At 60.4% G+C, this 17,801-nt stretch carries 13 protein-coding genes and 1 tRNA gene; 6 read left to right on the forward strand and 8 right to left on the reverse strand.

The window, feature by feature from the left end:
• Positions 1 to 57 precede the first annotated feature (57 nt).
• Positions 58 to 1,218, reverse strand: a complete 1,161-nt coding sequence (locus RD1_RS12465) for an RsmB/NOP family class I SAM-dependent RNA methyltransferase (protein ID WP_011568868.1) — start codon at positions 1,216 to 1,218, stop codon at positions 58 to 60.
• A gap of 30 nt (positions 1,219 to 1,248) precedes the next feature.
• On the reverse strand, positions 1,249 to 2,697 hold the full coding sequence (gene guaB, locus RD1_RS12470; protein WP_011568869.1) for an IMP dehydrogenase: 1,449 nt from the start codon (positions 2,695 to 2,697) through the stop codon (positions 1,249 to 1,251).
• A gap of 160 nt (positions 2,698 to 2,857) precedes the next feature.
• Between guaB and RD1_RS12475 the strand changes: the two genes are divergently transcribed.
• The 4 genes from RD1_RS12475 (at position 2,858) to RD1_RS12490 (ending at position 6,847) form a co-directional block, all read left to right on the forward strand.
• Entirely contained in the window at positions 2,858 to 3,844 is a 987-nt protein-coding gene (locus tag RD1_RS12475) for an agmatinase (RefSeq protein ID WP_011568870.1), read from the forward strand.
• 148 nt (positions 3,845 to 3,992) lie between these two features.
• Positions 3,993 to 6,041 (forward strand): ASKHA domain-containing protein, encoded by a 2,049-nt coding sequence (locus RD1_RS12480; RefSeq protein ID WP_011568871.1) that lies wholly within the window; start codon positions 3,993 to 3,995, stop codon positions 6,039 to 6,041.
• 92 nt (positions 6,042 to 6,133) lie between these two features.
• Positions 6,134 to 6,207 (forward strand) — tRNA-Gly (locus tag RD1_RS12485).
• Between the two features lie 157 nt (positions 6,208 to 6,364).
• Complete coding sequence (locus RD1_RS12490) at positions 6,365 to 6,847, forward strand: acyl-CoA thioesterase (protein WP_011568872.1); 483 nt, start codon at positions 6,365 to 6,367, stop codon at positions 6,845 to 6,847.
• Here RD1_RS12490 and pgi read toward each other — a convergent pair.
• The 3 genes from pgi to zwf are packed head-to-tail and all read right to left on the reverse strand — an operon-like array spanning position 6,844 to position 10,571.
• A complete protein-coding gene (gene pgi / locus RD1_RS12495; RefSeq protein ID WP_011568873.1) occupies positions 6,844 to 8,436 on the reverse strand; it encodes a glucose-6-phosphate isomerase in 1,593 nt (530 codons plus the stop codon). The two genes, RD1_RS12490 and pgi, sit on opposite strands and share 4 nt — an antisense overlap.
• A complete protein-coding gene (gene pgl / locus RD1_RS12500) occupies positions 8,433 to 9,104 on the reverse strand; it encodes a 6-phosphogluconolactonase (RefSeq protein ID WP_011568874.1) in 672 nt (223 codons plus the stop codon). The genes pgi and pgl overlap by 4 nt, the downstream gene beginning before the upstream one ends.
• A 3-nt stretch (positions 9,105 to 9,107) precedes the next feature.
• Positions 9,108 to 10,571, reverse strand: coding sequence for a glucose-6-phosphate dehydrogenase (gene zwf / locus RD1_RS12505; protein WP_011568875.1), 1,464 nt, complete (start codon positions 10,569 to 10,571; stop codon positions 9,108 to 9,110).
• 171 nt (positions 10,572 to 10,742) lie between these two features.
• Between zwf and RD1_RS12510 the strand changes: the two genes are divergently transcribed.
• The gene (locus RD1_RS12510) at positions 10,743 to 11,690 is read left to right on the forward strand and encodes a radical SAM protein (protein ID WP_011568876.1); all 948 of its coding nucleotides are present in this window, start codon (positions 10,743 to 10,745) and stop codon (positions 11,688 to 11,690) included.
• 13 nt (positions 11,691 to 11,703) lie between these two features.
• On the opposite strand, the gene RD1_RS12515 is transcribed toward RD1_RS12510, so the two are convergent.
• Entirely contained in the window at positions 11,704 to 11,973 is a 270-nt protein-coding gene (locus RD1_RS12515) for an usg protein (protein ID WP_013961746.1), read from the reverse strand.
• Positions 11,974 to 12,165: 192 nt separating this feature from the next.
• Here RD1_RS12515 and gyrA point away from each other — a divergent pair, with 192 nt between their 5' ends.
• Positions 12,166 to 14,922 (forward strand): DNA gyrase subunit A, encoded by a 2,757-nt coding sequence (gyrA, locus tag RD1_RS12520; RefSeq protein WP_044033129.1) that lies wholly within the window; start codon positions 12,166 to 12,168, stop codon positions 14,920 to 14,922.
• A gap of 228 nt (positions 14,923 to 15,150) precedes the next feature.
• Here gyrA and RD1_RS12525 read toward each other — a convergent pair whose 3' ends face one another.
• Both RD1_RS12525 and ctaA read right to left on the reverse strand, forming a co-directional pair.
• Positions 15,151 to 16,629: a carboxypeptidase M32 gene (locus tag RD1_RS12525; RefSeq protein WP_011568879.1), complete on the reverse strand. Its 1,479-nt coding sequence runs from the start codon at positions 16,627 to 16,629 to the stop codon at positions 15,151 to 15,153.
• A 2-nt stretch (positions 16,630 to 16,631) separates the two neighbouring features.
• Complete coding sequence (gene ctaA, locus RD1_RS12530; protein ID WP_011568880.1) at positions 16,632 to 17,780, reverse strand: heme A synthase; 1,149 nt, start codon at positions 17,778 to 17,780, stop codon at positions 16,632 to 16,634.
• Positions 17,781 to 17,801: the final 21 nt, after the last annotated feature.

Consider the following 17,801-nt stretch of genomic DNA (forward strand, 5'->3'; position numbering starts at 1 on the left):
GTTAATCCCGACTTAACCACGATCAGGTGTGCTCGTTAAGGTTGAGTATTGCAGCAATTATCCCCGCGTCAAGTGTGCCGTGTAAAACCCGTCGCAGTTTTCAGACAGTGGCCAGCGCCTTTGGAGCGTGCAGCGCCAGTCCGGGTTCTGCGACAGAAATGCCGTGATCTGATCCTCATTTTCCGCTCTCAGCACAGAGCATGTGGCATAAACCAACCACCCTTGCGCATCCACAAGCGGTGCCGCCTCGCGCAGGATATCCTGCTGCATCGCCTGCAATTCCTGCAAACGCGCGCTGGTAAAGCGCCACTTTGCCTCCGGGCTGCGCCGCCACGCGCCACTGCCCGAACAGGGCGCATCACATAACACCAGATCGAACGGCCCATGGGCGTGCAAGCGGTCTGTTGCCAGCTGCTTTATCACCGCCCCGGCGCGTTTGGCGCGGGGGGCGATATCCCTCATTCTGTCCGGGTCACGGTCATGCGCGAAAACCCGGCGGCCATCCTGCGCGGCCATGGCCAGAGCCTTGCCGCCCCCGCCCGCGCAGTAATCCAGACAGCGCTGTGCTTCTGGCAAGTCATCGACAACGGCTTGGGATGCCGCGTCCTGCACCTCAACCTGACCTGACAGAAAGGCCGTCGCATTCCTGACCCGTCGCGCGCCCTCGGTGACCGTCAGGGCCGTCGCGCAGACCGGGTTTGCGGTGGTCACAACGCCATCAGTTGCGAGACTGTGCATGGCTGTTGTGACGTCCGCCCGTTTCAGATTGACCCGCAGGGTGACAGGTCCGCGCTGCGTCAGCGCCTGCGCAATCGCGCCCGCCTCTTCCCCGAGGCTGCGCTCAAATTCAGGCACAAGCCAATCCGGCAGGTTCCACAGGCCGCAGGCGGTGTCCCGGTCTGCACTGTATGCCAGCTCCTGCGCGGACAAGGCCGCTGGCGCATAGCCCTGACCGTTGAAAAACGCCGATGGGTCAAGCCCGTTATACCGCAGCAGGCCCAGCATCAGCGCCCGGCCCGACGCGCCACCCCCAAGGGCCGCAACCGTATCCCTGAGGCGCAGCACGTCAAAGACGTGGTCCCGCACCGCCGCGCGATCCTTGGATCCGGCAAAACGGCTTAGTCGCGCCCACCGGGTCAGGGCCTGTTCGGCGGCGGCCCCTTGCGCGATCACATCCAGAATCTCGATGGCGGCAGCAATGCGCGCGGCGGGTGTCATTGCGCCCTCTCCTTCAGACCGGGGGCGTGACTAGCCAACCCGATAATTCGGGCTTTCGCGCGTGATCTGCACATCATGAACATGGCTTTCCTTGAGGCCCGCCCCGGTGATCTTGACGAATGTGCAATTGCTGCGCATCTCGTCGACGGTCGCACAGCCCGTATAGCCCATGGCCGCACGCAGCCCACCCACGAGTTGGTGAATGACGGCACCGGCCGACCCTTTGTAGGCCACCTGCCCTTCGATCCCTTCGGGGACGAGCTTGTCGCTCGCGGCGTCTTTCTGGAAATACCGGTCTGCCGACCCGCTGGCCATGGCGCCAAGACTGCCCATCCCGCGATAGCTTTTGAAGCTGCGCCCCTGATAGAGGATCACCTCGCCGGGGCTTTCGTCGGTGCCCGCGATCATGCTGCCGACCATGGCGCAGGAAGCCCCCGCCGCAATCGCCTTGGCAAAATCGCCCGAAAACTTGATGCCCCCGTCCGCGATGACCGGCACGTCCCCGGCAGCGGCGGCGCAATCAATAATGGCGGTAAGTTGCGGCACCCCGACACCTGCAACCATGCGCGTGGTGCAGATCGACCCCGGACCGATCCCGACCTTGACCGCATCCGCCCCCGCGTCGATCAGCGCGCGGGTGGCCTCGCCGGTTGCGACATTGCCCGCCACGATCTGTACTTCATTGCTGAGGCTCTTGGCGCGCCGGACCGCCGCCGCGACACCCTCGGAATGGCCATGCGCGGTGTCGATCACGATCATGTCCGCCCCCGCATCCACCAGCGCCTCGGAGCGTTCAAACCCTGCATCCCCCACCGTGGTGGCAGCGGCGACACGCAGGCGGCCCAATTCATCCTTGCAGGCAGTGGGGTTCAGCACCGCCTGTTCGGTGTCTTTCAGGGTGAGCAAGCCCGTCAGCTTGCCCTCCCCATCGGTCACCAGCAGCTTTTCGATGCGCCGGGATTTCATCAGGCTGATCGCCTCTTCACGGTCTGCAGGTTCAGTCAGGATGGCGAGGTTTTCGGCCGACATCATCACGGAGACGGGCGTGCGGTCATCGCTGGCAAAGCGCATGTCGCGATTTGTGACAATGCCCAGAACGCGCCCCTTCTCGTCCACCACCGGAAAGCCGGTCACGCGGTATCGCTCCTGCAGCGCCTTGGCATCGGCCAGTGTCTGTTCGGGGCGCAGGGTGATTGGGTTGTAGACGATGCCGCTTTCGAACCGTTTGACGCGCCGGACTTCCTGCGCCTGTTCCTCAACGGAAAGGTTGCGGTGGACAACACCGATACCGCCCGCCTGCGCCATCGCGATCGCCATGCGCGCCTCGGTCACCGTATCCATGGCAGAGCTGAGCAGCGGGATGTTCATGGCAATGCTGCGCGTGACACGGGTGCGCGTGTCCGCCGTCGATGGCAGCACCGAGGACGCACCGGGCACCAGCAATACATCATCAAAGGTCAGAGCCTCACGAATCTCCATGGCATACCTCGCAATCGGAGCGTTTCACTTGGCAGTTTCCTATTTCACGGGTCCCGCAGAATGAAAAGGGGCAAATTTTTCCGCAACCCCATATGCGGGTGATTGCCAAGCGGCAAACCGCAGGGCAAAGCTGGCGTCAATGACAGATGGGACGGATAAGATGACAGACCATGGCTACGCCAGCGGCAGGCTGGATTTACCTTTCGTGGGCATCTCGACATTTGGCAAGCGCCCCTATGTGGCCGATTGGGACACCCTGGACGCGGATGTCGCCGTGCTGGGTGCCCCCTTTGATGGCGGAACACAATGGCGCGCAGGGGCGCGCTTTGGCCCGCGTGGGGTGCGCGAGGCATCCACGCTGTTCAGTTTCGGTCACGCAGGCGCTTATGATCACGAGGATGATGCCACCTACCTGCCCGCCGATGTCAGGATCGTCGATATGGGCGATGCGGATATCGTGCATACCGCGACTGAAAAGAGTCATGACAACATCGAAACCGGCGTGCGGGCCGCCCTGCGTGCAGGCGCGCTGCCAGTGGTGATCGGGGGGGATCATTCGATCAACATCCCCTGCATTCGCGCCTATGACGGGCCGGAATACAGCGGCGGCGCGTTTCATATCCTGCAGATTGATGCGCATCTGGATTTTGTCGATGAGCGCCACGGGGTGCGCCACGGGCATGGCAATCCGATGCGCCGTGCCGCCGAACAGAGCTATGTCAGCGGGTTAACGCAGGTGGGCATTCGCAATGTCAGCTCGACCGCACGCGAAGGATACGCAGATGCCCGCGCCATGGGCTCGCAGATCATATCGGTGCGTCAGGCGCGCAGGATGGGGCTTGAAAAGCTGCTTGATAGCGTGCCCGCCGGGGTGCCTGTCTACATCACGATTGATATTGATGCATTTTGCCCCTCCATCGCGCCGGGAACGGGCACGCCCAGCCATGGCGGCTTCCTATACTACGAAGTGCTTGAGCTTTTGCAGGGCGTGGCGGGGCGCAACTCCGTGATCGGCCTTGATCTGGTGGAGGTGGCACCGGATTATGACCCTACCGGCAGCACCTCCATTCTGGCGGCTCAGCTTCTGCTGAACACGATTGGTTTCATCTTTCACGCGCGTGGCCAGTCACCAACGCTTGTGCCCTAGACGGCTGATCCCCGAAAACCTCATGACGTTTATGATAAAATCAAAAGAGGAATGCCGCGGCTGACGCATCAAATGACGCGGATCGGCTGTCTTGGACAGCGCTGTGGCCTATGGTGGGGCAAATCAATTCAACAGGCGATACATGTCCATGCGCAATGATCCTCTCGTCGTATTCACGCCCTCAGGTAAACGCGGCCATTTTGAGGTCGGCACACCGATCCTGACCGCTGCCCGCCAATTGGGCGTTGATCTGGATTCGGTCTGTGGCGGGCGCGGCATCTGTTCAAAATGTCAGATCACCCCAAGCTACGGCGAATTTTCCAAACATGGCGTCACCGTACGTGAGGGCGCGCTGTCCGAATGGAACAAGGTCGAACAACGCTACAAGGACAAACGCGGGTTGATCGACGGGCGCCGACTGGGGTGTCAGGCCACGGTGCAGGGCGATGTGGTGATCGACGTGCCGCCCGAAAGCCAGGTGCACAAACAGGTCGTGCGCAAACGTGCCGAAGCGCGGGACATTATCCTCGATCCATCGACCAAGCTTTACTACGTCGAAGTGGCGGAGCCGGACATGCATGACCCCTCCGGTGATCTGGAACGTCTGCGGGACGCGTTAAGGGATCAATGGGAGTTGGAGAACGTCGCAGCGGACCTGCACATCCTGCAAAGCATGCAGCCGATCCTGCGCAAGGGCGACTGGAAGGTCACGGTTGCCGTCCATCTCGGGGATGCCGAAAACCCGCCGCGCATCATGAACATCTGGCCGGGCTATTACGACGGCACCGTCTATGGTCTGGCGGTCGATCTTGGCTCAACCACGATTGCGGCGCATCTGTGCGATTTGCAAACCGGCGAGGTGCTGGCCTCTTCCGGGGTAATGAACCCCCAGATCCGCTTTGGCGAAGACCTGATGAGCCGGGTCAGCTATTCGATGATGAATGCCGGTGGCGCGGATGAGATGACCGAAGCGGTGCGCGAGGGCATGCGCGCGCTCTTTACCCAGATCGCCGCCGAGGCGCAGATCGACAAGGCGCTGATCGTGGATGCGGTTTTTGTCTGCAACCCGGTGATGCACCACCTGTTTCTCGGGATTGATCCCTTTGAGCTTGGGCAGGCCCCCTTTGCGCTGACCACCAATAACGCGTTGCGCCTGCGCGCCGATGATCTTGATCTGAACATCCACCCCTCCGCGCGGGTCTATCTGCTGCCTTGCATCGCAGGACATGTGGGGGCCGATGCCGCCGCCGTGGCCCTGTCCGAGGCCCCGGATAAATCCGACGATCTGGTTTTGGTGGTCGATGTGGGCACCAATGCGGAAATCCTGCTGGGCAACAAGGAAAAGGTGCTCGCCTGTTCCTCGCCCACCGGACCCGCCTTTGAAGGCGCGCAGATCAGTTCGGGACAGCGCGCCGCCCCCGGTGCGATTGAACGTGTCGAAATTGACCCGGTGACCAAGGAGCCGAGGTTCAAGGTCATCGGCTGCGACCTGTGGTCGGATGATCCCGATTTCACCAAGGAAGTCGGCCCCTCCGGCATCACCGGGATATGCGGTTCCGGCATCATCGAGATGGTGGCGGAGATGCGCATGAACGGCATCGTCGATGCCCCCGGCCTGATCGGCACACCGGAGCAGACCGGAACGCAGCGGTGCTTTCTGGACGGGCGCACCTATTCCTACCTCGTCTATGACGCCACAGCCGACGGTGGCCCACGGATCACCGTGACAAACCGCGACATTCGCGAAATCCAGATGGCCAAGGCAGCGCTATACTCCGGCGCGCGGCTGCTGATGGATAAATTTGGCGTCGATAAGGTTGACCGCGTGGTGCTGGCCGGTGCTTTCGGGGCGCATATCTCGTCCAAACACGCGATGGTACTTGGCATGATCCCGGATGCACCGCTCGACAAGGTGACATCCGCCGGAAATGCGGCAGGCACCGGGGCACGCATCGCACTGCTCAACACAGCCGCACGCGCGGAAATCGAAGCGACCGTCAGCGCCATCCACAAGATCGAAACCGCGATTGAGCCGCGTTTTCAGGAACATTTCGTCAATGCCTCGGCCATCCCGAATGCGGTCGAACCTTTTCCCATCTTGAACTCGATCGTTTCCCTGCCCGAGGCGACATTCAACACGGGCGGCGGCAGCGAGAGTGACGCAAGGGGCGGACGGCGCAGGCGGCGGCGGGCGTGATCCGATCTGATGGAAGCGGTGCAAGCCGCAGGGAACAAACGCGCTGATCTCAACTTGACCGGGCGGCGCAGTATCGCTAACACGCAGGTGCGGCGGGTATGGTGAAAAGGTATCACGGCAGCTTCCCAAGCTTTAGTTACGAGTTCGATTCTCGTTACCCGCTCCAGGACATTTGATGTCAGGTTCATCGGATATAATTCGACCAAACGACCCGAGGCAGGGACTTTTCTGGCCGTCCGTGTGACGTTTGATTTCCCTGTGCCCATGGGCGCAAAACTGACGCAAGGCTTGGCAATTCCGCTTGCCCGCGCTAAGGGCGCAGGATGACACTCGCCTACCACACCCCCCTTGCCGCCGACGCACAAGCCCAATTGGGCATCACGCCGCCTGCCCCTTTGGCCATGGCCGATCAGGTGCGGTTTTCAGAGCTGGATGTGCTGCACCACGTGAATAACGCCGTCTACATGCAGTGGTTCGAACGGGTCCGGGTCAGATATACGCAACTTTGGGGCCTGAGCCGTGATTTTGGCAACGATGAAGGCCCGCGCATTGTCATCCGCTCCGGTACAATCCACTACATTCAGGAAATGCTGCTGGATGAGGACTACGTCGTGACCTGTGGCTGCACGGCTTTCCGCAACACATCCTTTACCATGCATCAGGAGATATGGTCAGGCGGCACGCGGCGGGCCACATTCGACTGCGTGCTGGTCTTGCTGCACCCGGATGGCAGTGGCCGATATGCCATTCCCGACGCACTGAAACAGCGATTTGTCGATGTCGACGGTGCCAAGCAAGACAATTAACCCCGGTTTGCAATCACATAGCCGACCAATTGCGCCGTTGATCCATCCTTGCCATCTGCAGGCGCTTCCCCGTCCACGATGGGTTGCAGCGACGTGGCAAGCTCCTTGCCCAATTCGACGCCCCATTGATCGTAGGAGTTGATGCCCAGAATGACGCCCTCCACGAACACCCGGTGTTCATAAAGCGCGATGATCTGACCCAACATAAACGGATCAAGTTTGGGATAGGCCAGTGTCACGGAGGGGCGGTTGCCCGCGAAGACACGGTGCCGCGCCTGACGTTCAAGTTCCTGCCCGGTAAAACCCGCCTGAACCATCTTGGCGCGCGCGTCCTCAATCGAGCGCCCGCGCATCAGCGCCTCGGACTGCGCCAGACAATTCGCAACCAGCAGGTTGTGGTGATGGGCAAGCTCGGGCTCATGCCCTTCGGCCGCCACGAGGAATTCACATGGGACAACCCGCGTGCCCTGATGGATCAGTTGATAAAACGCATGTTGGCCATTTGTCCCGGCGGCCCCCCAGACGATGGGGCCGCTGTCAACGGTGACATCCGCGCCCCCGATCTGAACGCTTTTGCCGTTCGATTCCATTTCCAGCTGCTGCAGGTAATCGGGCAGCTTGGCCAGACGCTGATCGTAGGGAAGCACAGCACGGCTGCTGCAGCCGCAGACCTGCGCATGCCACACGCCGACCAGAGCCAGCAAGACCGGCAGGTTTTCGCGCCAGTCGGCAGCCTGAAAATGGCGGTCCATCGCCTGTCCGCCACGCAAGAACGCATCAAAGGCGCGTGGTCCGATGGCGATCATCAGGGACAGGCCAATTGGCCCCCAGACGGAGTATCGCCCGCCGACCCAATCCTCAAACCCGAAGACACGTTCGGGCGGGATACCAAAGGCGGCCGTCAAGTCATCCGCCGTGGAAAGCGCTGCAAATTGCGCCTTCGGATCGCCTCCGTGCTCTGTCATCCAGGCGCGCGCCGTGCGGGCATTCGTCATGGTTTCAATGGTCGTGAAGGTCTTGGAAGCCACTATCACCAGCGTTTTTTTCGCATCCAGACCGCGCAGCGTATCGGCGATATGCGCCCCATCCACATTCGAGACGAAGTGACACCGTGGCCCGTCATGATAAGGCGACAGGGCGGCAACCGCCATCGCCGGGCCAAGGTCCGACCCCCCGATCCCGATGTTGACCACATCCGTAACGTCACTGTCGCGCACACCCTGCGCGAAGACCCGCATCCGCTCAAGCGTCGCCAGAACACCCGGCATGACATCCGTGCCATTCACCAGAACCGGGCCGCCATCCAGATTGCGCAGCGCCGTGTGCAAGACCGCGCGCCCTTCGGTGTCATTGATGGGCTGTCCTGAGAACATCGCGGTGCGCTTTTGTGCCATGCCGGATGCATCCAGCAAGCCCGACAGCAGGTTCAGCGCCTCATCGTCGATATTGGTCTTGGAGAAGTCAAAAAACAGATCGCCCGTTTTGGCGCTGTACTCCTGCGCGCGCCCGGGATCGTCAAACAAGGACAGGATTGAACGGTCGCTTACCTGCGCCTGTTTCTCGCGCAGGGCATCCCAAATTGACATCATGCGGCCCAATGGACGGTCCCTCCCTGAATGACTGCAGCGATTGGTGCCTGTTCCGGTGGTTGTCCCATGGCACGTTCCAATGCGTCGCGTTTGTCCTGCCCGAAGATGATCAGGTGCTTTTCCAACGCGCCGTTCAACGCCGCCGCACTGAGCGTGATGCGCACATCAGGCTGGCTTTCGGCGTCGATCGGACACAGAGCGGGCGCGTCGGGGTGCAGGGCCTGCGACAATCCCCTCGCACCCGGAAAAAGGGAGGCCGTATGCATGTCGTTGCCCATGCCCAGAACCACCATCGACAGCGGCATCTGTGCCTTCAGGCTCTCTGACAATTCCGGTGCGGCCGCATGAGCGGTCTTGCCATCCCTGTAAAACGGCAGGAAATGCGCCTTGGCGGCGGGCCCCTGCATCAGCCGCGATCTGATCAAGGCCGCATTTGAACGCGCGTGGTCCTCCGGCACCCAGCGTTCATCCGTCAGCATGATCGTCACGCGGTCCCAGTCCAGCACGGCGGCGCTGAGCACGTCAAAAATCGGCCCCGGCGTTGTGCCTCCCGGCACGGCGAGGCTGACCCTTTCCTGTATCGACAGCGCTTTTTTCAACCCGCTGGCCAGCGTGTCGGCCACGCCAATGGCCGCAAGATCCCGGTCGATATACTCAATGATTTGCATGGTTCAGATCTTTCGCCATTCTCTCTTGTCCCGCACCAGCAGCTGCGCGGATGCATCCGGCCCGTCGCTCAGGCTGTCATAGGGTTTTGGCACATCGCCCCGATCCGTCCAGCCCTGAATAATCGGATCGGTCCAATCCCACGCCGCCTCAACCTCATCACCGCGCATGAACAACGTCTGGTTGCCCCGGATCACATCCATGATCAAGCGCTCATAGGCATCCACCGTCTCACCGCCATCCGGACCAAGCGCTTCGGCAAATGTCATATCCAGCGGTACGTCGATCAACCGCATCCCTCCCGGTCCGGGCTCCTTGATCGTCACACCGAGCGTGATGCCTTCATTTGGCTGCAGCTTGATTGACAGGACATTGCGATGCCGCCCGGCATCTTCGGCAAAGATGGAGTGCGGGGTTTCCTTGAACACGATGGATATCTCGCTGGAGCGTTCCCGCATGCGCTTGCCGGTGCGCAGATAAAACGGCGTCCCGGCCCACCGCCAGTTGGCAATATGGGTTTTCAGCGCCACGAAACTTTCCGTTCTTGAACGCGGGTTGCCCACGGCGGTGCGGTAGTCGGGATAGGTGTCGGCATCATCCGGGTCGGCGTTGTATTGGCCGCGCACGATGTGATGCGGCTCTACCGGCTCCAGAGCGCGGATGACCTTGAGCTTTTCGTCGCGCACCGCATCAGGGTCAAAGCGTGCCGGAGGTTCCATCGCGATCAGGCACAAAAGCTGCATCAGATGGTTTTGCACCATGTCGCGCATCGCCCCTGCCCGGTCATAGTATTCACCGCGCCCGCCAACGCCCACCGTTTCGGCGACCGTGATCTGAATATGATCAACAAACTGGCTGTTCCACAACGGTTCAAACAGCATATTGCCAAAGCGCACAGCCATAAGGTTCTGCACGGTTTCCTTGCCAAGGTAGTGATCAATCCGATAAATCTGTGTTTCGTCAAAATAGCGCGCGAGCGTGGCATTCAGCGCCTTGGCCGTTTCAAGATCGCGTCCAAAAGGTTTTTCCACGACGATCCGCGCGTTTCTGTCCGCCAGCCCATGTCCTTGCAAACGCTCCGCCAGCGGGCCGAACAAGGAGGGCGCGACGGAAAAATAATAGGCCTCAACCCGGTCCACCGAGGTGATCTTTTGGGTCAGCTCCGCCCAGCCGGCCTCGCCCATGGCGTCAATCCGGACGTAAGAGATAACGCCAAGAAAATCCCTCAGCCGGTCCGCATGACTTTGCGCGCCGGGGCTGAATTCGCGCAGCGCATCCGCGACCATTTGCGTGTAGGAGGCATCGGACATGTCCGATCGTGCCGCCCCGATGATACGGGCCGTTTCAGGCATCTGCCCCGCGCAAAAGCGTCGAAACAAGGCCGGCAGGATCTTGCGGCGGGCAAGGTCACCCGTGCCGCCGAAAACAACCAGATCGAAGGGATCAACCGGTATGACGCGTGAAACCATGATGGGCACCTCATGTTGCAGGCCGGATTCGGCTCCGGCGTGTGTTAGCGCAAACATGGGCCAATGGTAAAGCGTTCACAACACTGTGCGCGTAAATCAGGTGGCTCTTTCTTGCCTTCTATGGTGCTCTCGCGCAAATAGAATTTCAAAGACCGAAGGAGCGATAGGCAGATGAAAGACCGGCTTGAGGCAAATGTTGGGAAGTTCCAGAACCCGCAAATCACTGCCAAAGGTGAGCCGCGCGCGCATGTGAGCCTGACACAGCCCAAGACGCTGTGGTTCAACACCGGCACGTTGTGCAACATCGAATGCGTGAACTGCTATATCGAAAGCAGCCCGACCAATGATGCGCTGGTCTATATCACCGCAGATGAGGTGCGCAGCTATCTGGACCAGCTTGAGACGCGCGCATGGCCCGTGCGCGAGATCGCCTTTACCGGTGGGGAGCCTTTCATGAACCCGCAGATGATCGACCTTGCGCGTGCTGCTCTTGAACGCGGCTATGAGGTCCTCGTTCTGACGAATGCCATGCGTCCGATGATGCGCAAGAAGATGCAGGCGGGGCTGCTTGAATTGAATGCGGCCTACCCCGGCAAGCTGACGTTGCGCATTTCTGTCGATCACTATGATGCATCCCTGCATGATGACGAGCGTGGCGTCGGTGCTTTTGAAAAAACGCTTACCGGCATGAAATGGCTGCGCGACAATGGCTTTACCATGGCCGTTGCCGGGCGTTCCATCATGGGCGATAGCGAGGCGGAAAGCCGCGCGGGCTATGCTGCGTTCTTTGCGCAGCATGGATTTGACATTGATGCGCACAACCCGGCGATGACTGTGCTGTTTCCAGAGATGGATGTGTCTGTCGAGGTGCCGGAAATCACGACCGCCTGTTGGGGCATTCTGAACAAATCCCCCAACGACATGATGTGCGCATCCTCCCGCATGGTGGTTAAGCGGCGCGGTGCCGATGCGCCCGCCGTGCTTGCCTGCACGCTGCTGCCCTATACGCCCGCGTTCGAATTGGGCAAGACGCTGGAGGAGGCCGAGCAGGACGTGGCGCTGAACCATCCGCATTGCGCGAAGTTCTGCGTGCTGGGGGGCGCAAGCTGCTCAGCCTGACGCAGCCGTGATGTCAGTGGATCGTCAATTCGCCCGTGACATTGCGCCATTCGCCCGGCGATACCATTTTGCGATGGGTAAAGCGCACCGAATGCAAGGGGCCTTCTATTTCTGACTGCCAGAACTCAACGAATTTGAAGAGTTTCGGATGATCCGGCGCCAGGTCATAATCCTGCCAGATATAACTGTTCAGCACATGCGTATAATCCGGCATGTGGTAAAAAAACTCAGCCGTGGTCAGGCCATACCCTTTAAGCATCAACTCTGTTTCTGATTGGACCATTTCTTTCCTCTTTTTTGCGTACTGTTCGTTCAGCATGCCACCAAAAAATTACTTTTCAATAAAAACAATATGTTGGCACTTGGCTGCGGTGGCTGCCAAGCCGCAGCAGACAATTGGATTGCACCTTATGTACGGGCTCTGTTATGCTGCAGACACAATATATAGACCCGGCGCAAAAAATGGGCAGACAACGTGAGCGACACACCACAACCTCCTGAAAATGATGATGAAATGCGCCCTGAGCGCCCTGTTTACGACGGGCCTTCGGTCAGCATCGAACAAGAAATGCGCACATCCTATCTGGATTATGCGATGTCGGTCATTGTCAGCCGCGCGATCCCGGACCTGCGGGATGGATTGAAACCGGTGCACCGCCGCATCCTGTTCGCGATGCATGAAACGGGCAATACCCACGATAAACCTTATCGCAAATCCGCGCGTCCCGTGGGCGATGTGATGGGTCAGTATCACCCCCATGGGGACAGCGCGATTTATGACGCACTGGTGCGCATGGCACAGGATTTTTCCATGTCACTGCCGCTGCTGGATGGTCAGGGGAATTTTGGCTCGATGGACGGGGATAACCCTGCGGCCATGCGCTATACCGAGGTGCGCATGGACAAGCCTGCCGCCTATCTGCTGGCGGATATCGACAAGGACACGGTTGATTTTCAGGACAATTACGACGGCAAACAGAAAGAGCCGACCGTGCTGCCCGCGCGCTTTCCCAACATGCTGGTCAACGGTGCGGGGGGCATTGCTGTCGGCATGGCCACCAATATTCCGCCGCACAATCTGGGCGAGGTGATCGACGCCACGCTGGCGCTGATCGAGGAGCCGGATCTGACGTCCGAGCAGCTGATCGACTATGTGCCCGGCCCCGATTTCCCGACGGGTGGCATCATGCTGGGGCGCGGCGGGGCCCGCAAAGCCTATCTCGAAGGGCGCGGCTCGGTCATCATCCGCGCCAAGACACGGGTGGAGGAAATCCGCAAGGATCGCTGGGCCATCATCGTCGATGAGATCCCCTATCAGGTCAATAAGGCCACGATGATCGAAAAGATCGCCGAACAGGTGCGCGAGAAAAAGATCGACGGCATCGCCCATGTGCAGGACGAAAGCGACCGCAATGGCGTGCGGGTCGTGATCGAATTGAAACGGGATGCGACCGCCGAAGTGGTGATGAACCAGCTTTATCGCTTTACGCCGCTGCAAACCTATTTCGGGTGCAACATGCTGGCGCTGAACGGTGGGCGCCCCGAACAGCTGACCCTGCGCAAGTTCCTGACCTATTTCATCGACTTCCGCGAGGACGTTGTGGCGCGCCGCACTGCGTATCTGTTGCGCAAGGCGCGCGAACGCAGCCATGTGCTCTGTGGTCTGGCTGTGGCCGTGACGAATATCGACGAGGTCGTGGCGACCATCCGGGCCTCCGCCGATGCCGCCGAGGCGCGCGAAAAGCTGATGACCCGGCGCTGGCCCGCGCAGGACATCCTGCCCTATATCGCGCTGATTGATGATCCGACCCATACGGCCAATGACGACGGCACCTATAACCTGTCGGAAACACAGGCCCGCGCCATTCTCGATCTGCGCTTGCAGCGCCTGACCCAGATCGGTGTCAAGGAAGTCACCGACGAGCTTGAAGAACTGGCAGGCAAGATCAAGGAATACCTCGAAATTCTGGGGTCACGCGACCGGATCATGGGCATCATCGCGGATGAGCTGCGCGAGGTACGCGAGTTGTTCGCCGTACCACGCCGCACAGAGATCGTCGATTGGTCCGGTGACATGGAAGACGAAGACCTGATCGCGCGCGAGGATATGGTCGTGACCGTCACCCAAGGTGGCTACATCAAACGCACGCCGCTCGCCGATTTCCGCAGCCAGCGGCGCGGCGGCAAGGGTCTGTCAGGTGGCAGCCTCAAGGAAGATGATGTGGTCACCACGCTGTTCGTGGCAAATACCCACACGCAACTGCTGTTCTTTACCACCGACGGCATGGCCTACAAGCTCAAGACATGGCGCTTGCCGCAGGGCGCACGCACCTCGAAGGGCAAGGCGATTGTCAATATTCTGCCGATCCCGCAGGGGGTCTCCATCGCGGCGATCCTGCCCATTGACCGCGACGAAAAGGACTGGTCGCAATTGCAGATCGTCTTTGCCACCTCGGCGGGCACAGTGCGGCGCAACGCGCTATCCGATTTCACAAACGTGAAATCCAACGGCAAGATCGCGATGAAGTTTGAGGATGAACATGCCGAAACCACGCTGATCAACGCGCGCATCGCCTCTCCGGATGATGATGTGATGCTTGTCACCGCGTCGGGGCGCGCGATCCGGTTCCCAAGCGAAGACGTGCGCGTGTTCAATTCCCGTAGCTCTGTGGGCGTGCGCGGTGTAAAACTCTCTGGGCATGACAAAGTTGTATCGATGTCCGTAATCCGCCATTTTGACGCGACTGCGGACGAAAGAGCGGCCTATCTGAAAATGCGACGCGCGATGGTGGGCCTGACAGATGATAGTGAGACCTCTGATGAGGACGAAACCAGTGCCAACGCCACGATCAGCCCGGATCGCTATGCGGAAATGTCTGCGGCGGAAAACCTGATCCTGACACTTACGGCGGGAGGCGCGGGAAAGCTGAGTTCCAGCCATGATTATCCGGTGCGCGGACGTGGGGGCATGGGTGTGACCGCTTGGGACAAACGCATGCAGACGGGTCAAATCGTGGCCTCCTTCCCAGTTGAGATGGACGACCAGATCATGCTTGCCACCTCCAAGGGCCAGTCGATCCGGGTTCCCGTGGAAGGCATCTCTTTCCGCTCCCGCTCGGCCGGGGGTGTCAAGGTCTTCAACACCGGCAAGGGCGAAGAGGTCGTGAGCGTCGCGTGGATCGCAGATCAAGGCGAGGATGACACCGACGGTGAGGACGCCCAGAACGCCTGACCAAAAGCTGAAACATCGAGCATCACGTAACGCGTTGAACCCTCTGATTTCAGGCAGTGTTGCGTGATTGAGGTTTTTCGCATGAGGCTTTGGCCCGCGTTTGGATCAGCAGGACGATCCTGACAGTCGGCCGGGTCACGTATGGGCACGGGTCGTCTACCCGTGCGCCTTCAAGTGTTGCGGCCAGGGTGTGACTAACGCGCCGCCCGATCACCATAAGCAATCATGTCAGAGCGCGTAGATCCGGCTGAACTTGTCTTTCAGATAGGCCAGCAAGGGCGCCTCTGACGGGGCGGTGCCGGTGGCCTGGGCAATCACATCACGCGGTTCATAAAGCCCCCCGTGGCGTTGCACATTCTCCTTGAGCCACCCGGTCGCCGCGCGCGTATCCCCCTGCCCCAGTTGCCTATCCAGATCCGGAACCGCGCGCCGCAGCGCCGCGTGAAGGCACCCGGCATAGACATTACCAAGGCTGTACGTGGGAAAATAGCCGAACAGGCCGACCGACCAATGCACATCCTGCAACACGCCATTTGACGCCTTGTCGACCGCGAACCCGAAATCGGCGAGAAAACGGTCGTTCCATGCAGCTTCCAGATCGCGCACGGTCAGATCACCCGCAATCAGCGCACGCTCCAGATCGAACCGCAGCAAGACATGCAGGTTGTACTGCAACTCGTCGGATTCGGTGCGGATAAACCCGTCGTGCACGCGATTCACCGTTGCATAGAACGCATCCTCATCGGCAGTGCCAAAGTCGCCAAAGGCATCACGCATCTGACCATAAAGCCAACCGGTGAAGGCCCGGCTGCGGCCCAATTGGTTTTCATAGATACGGCTTTGGCTTTCATGCACGCCCATCGACACACCACTGCCCAGAGGGGTGAGCAGATAGGCATCGTCAATGTTTTGCTCGTAGCAGGCATGGCCGACCTCGTGAATGGTCGAGTAGATGCAGTTGAACGGATCATCCGCATTTGTGCGCGTGGTAATCCGCACGTCCAGACCGGAGCCGGAACTGAAAGGATGTACCGCCTTGTCGATCCGCCCGTGGTGCAGGTCATAGCCGAACGCCTCCGCCAGTTTCCGCGTCAGCTTCATCTGGGCATCCGGATCGAACTGCCCTTGCAGCGGCGCAGGTGGCTCCGCCTCAAGTGCCGCGGCACGCAATACGCTGAGTTCGGGGCGCAAGGCGCCAAACATCGCTTCAAGCTCGGCAGCGGTGGTTCCGGGTTCATAATCCGACAAAAGCGCGTCATACACATCGCCCCCCTGCGCGAGGGCGGCACCCTCTTCGCGGCGCAGGGCAATCACCTGTTCCAGCGTTGGCGCAAAGGCCGCGAAATCATCCGCGGCGCGCGCCTCGGCCCACACGCCCTGTGCCGCGGAGGTCACACGCGCCAATTCGCTCGCCAGGCTTGCCGGTACTTTCGAGGCGCGCTCAAAACTGCGGCGGATGTGGCGCAGCTGCGCCCTGGCAACATCATCGGTGGCGCCGGCCTCGGACGCGGCGATCCAATCGCCCATGCGCGCATCGGTCCGCCGTGCATGCAGCACCGCCTCAAGGGCGGCGGATTCCTCGGCCCGTTGGGGTGCAGCACCGCGCGGCATCACGGTTTCCTGATCCCAGTCCAGCCGACCGGCAATGGAGGCCAGCGCTTGGGTGTCGCGCATGAAGGCCATCAGTTCACCATAGGCATCGGCCATAATCAGGTCCCCCTTACGGATGTGGCAATCGGGTATCCACTCAGGAAGCGCGCCCGCAGGATCAGCACCCAGACAATCACCGCAAGGGTCTGGTGGAAAATGGCAATATGCGCGGGCGCGCCATAAAGCACGGTCACGATCCCCAGCACGATCTGCAACGTCATGGCCGCTAGTACGGCATTGAAGGCAAAACGCGTGTGCGGATGGCTCGATCTGCGCCCGCGCAACCAGACCACGACCGTAAAGAGGATCAGCACATAGCCCGTCACACGATGCATGAACTGGACCAATCCCGGGCTTTCAAAGAAGTTGCGCCAGATCGGTTCCAGCACAAGCGCGGTTGAGGGGAACCACTGCCCGCCCATCATGGGCCAGTCGGTATAGCTGCGCCCGGCGTCGATCCCGGCTACCAGCGCCCCGAGAAGAATTTGCAGAAAGGTGAAATGCAACAGCCCCGTGGACATGCCCCATTGCTTGCCCTCCTTGATCCGGCGCGCCTGCATCAGATCGGGCGCACTGCGGCCCAGTTCCATGATATACCACGCAATGAACCCGAGGATCACAAAGGCAAGCCCCAGATGGGTGGCGAGGCGATAGCTGGCCACATCGGTCACCCCTTCGCCCTGCGTCACGCCAGAGGCCACCATCCACCAGCCGATGGCACCCTGCGCGCCCCCGAGCAGACCGAGGAACAACAGCTTGCCATGCCACCCCGCAGGCACTTGTCTGCGCACAAGAAAATAGCCAAAGCCAAGCGCCCAGACCACGCCAATCACGCGCCCAAGCTGGCGGTGGCCCCATTCCCACCAGTAGATGACCTTGAAATCGGCCATCTGCATCCATTGGTTCTGAATGCGAAACTCATCAATGGCCTGATACTTTTCGAATTCGGACTGCCATTCCGCCTCCGACAGGGGCGGCAATGCGCCGGTCAGGGGGCGCCATTCGGTGATGCTGAGCCCGCTGTCGGTCAGGCGGGTCAGCCCCCCGACCGCGATCATGATAAAGACCAGCGCGAAAAGAATTTGCAACCACACACGAATGGCTTTGCGGGCACCGCTGTGCCGCTTGTCGATAAGACCGGGTTGCGCCGCTGGCCGGGTGGCCGCCGCTGCCCCAACTTCTTCAAACAACTTGCGTTTGCTGCTCATTGGATATCCTCAAACTGTCGC

Origin of the sequence: Roseobacter denitrificans OCh 114 (assembly GCF_000014045.1) — a bacterium.
GTDB lineage: Bacteria > Pseudomonadota > Alphaproteobacteria > Rhodobacterales > Rhodobacteraceae > Roseobacter > Roseobacter denitrificans.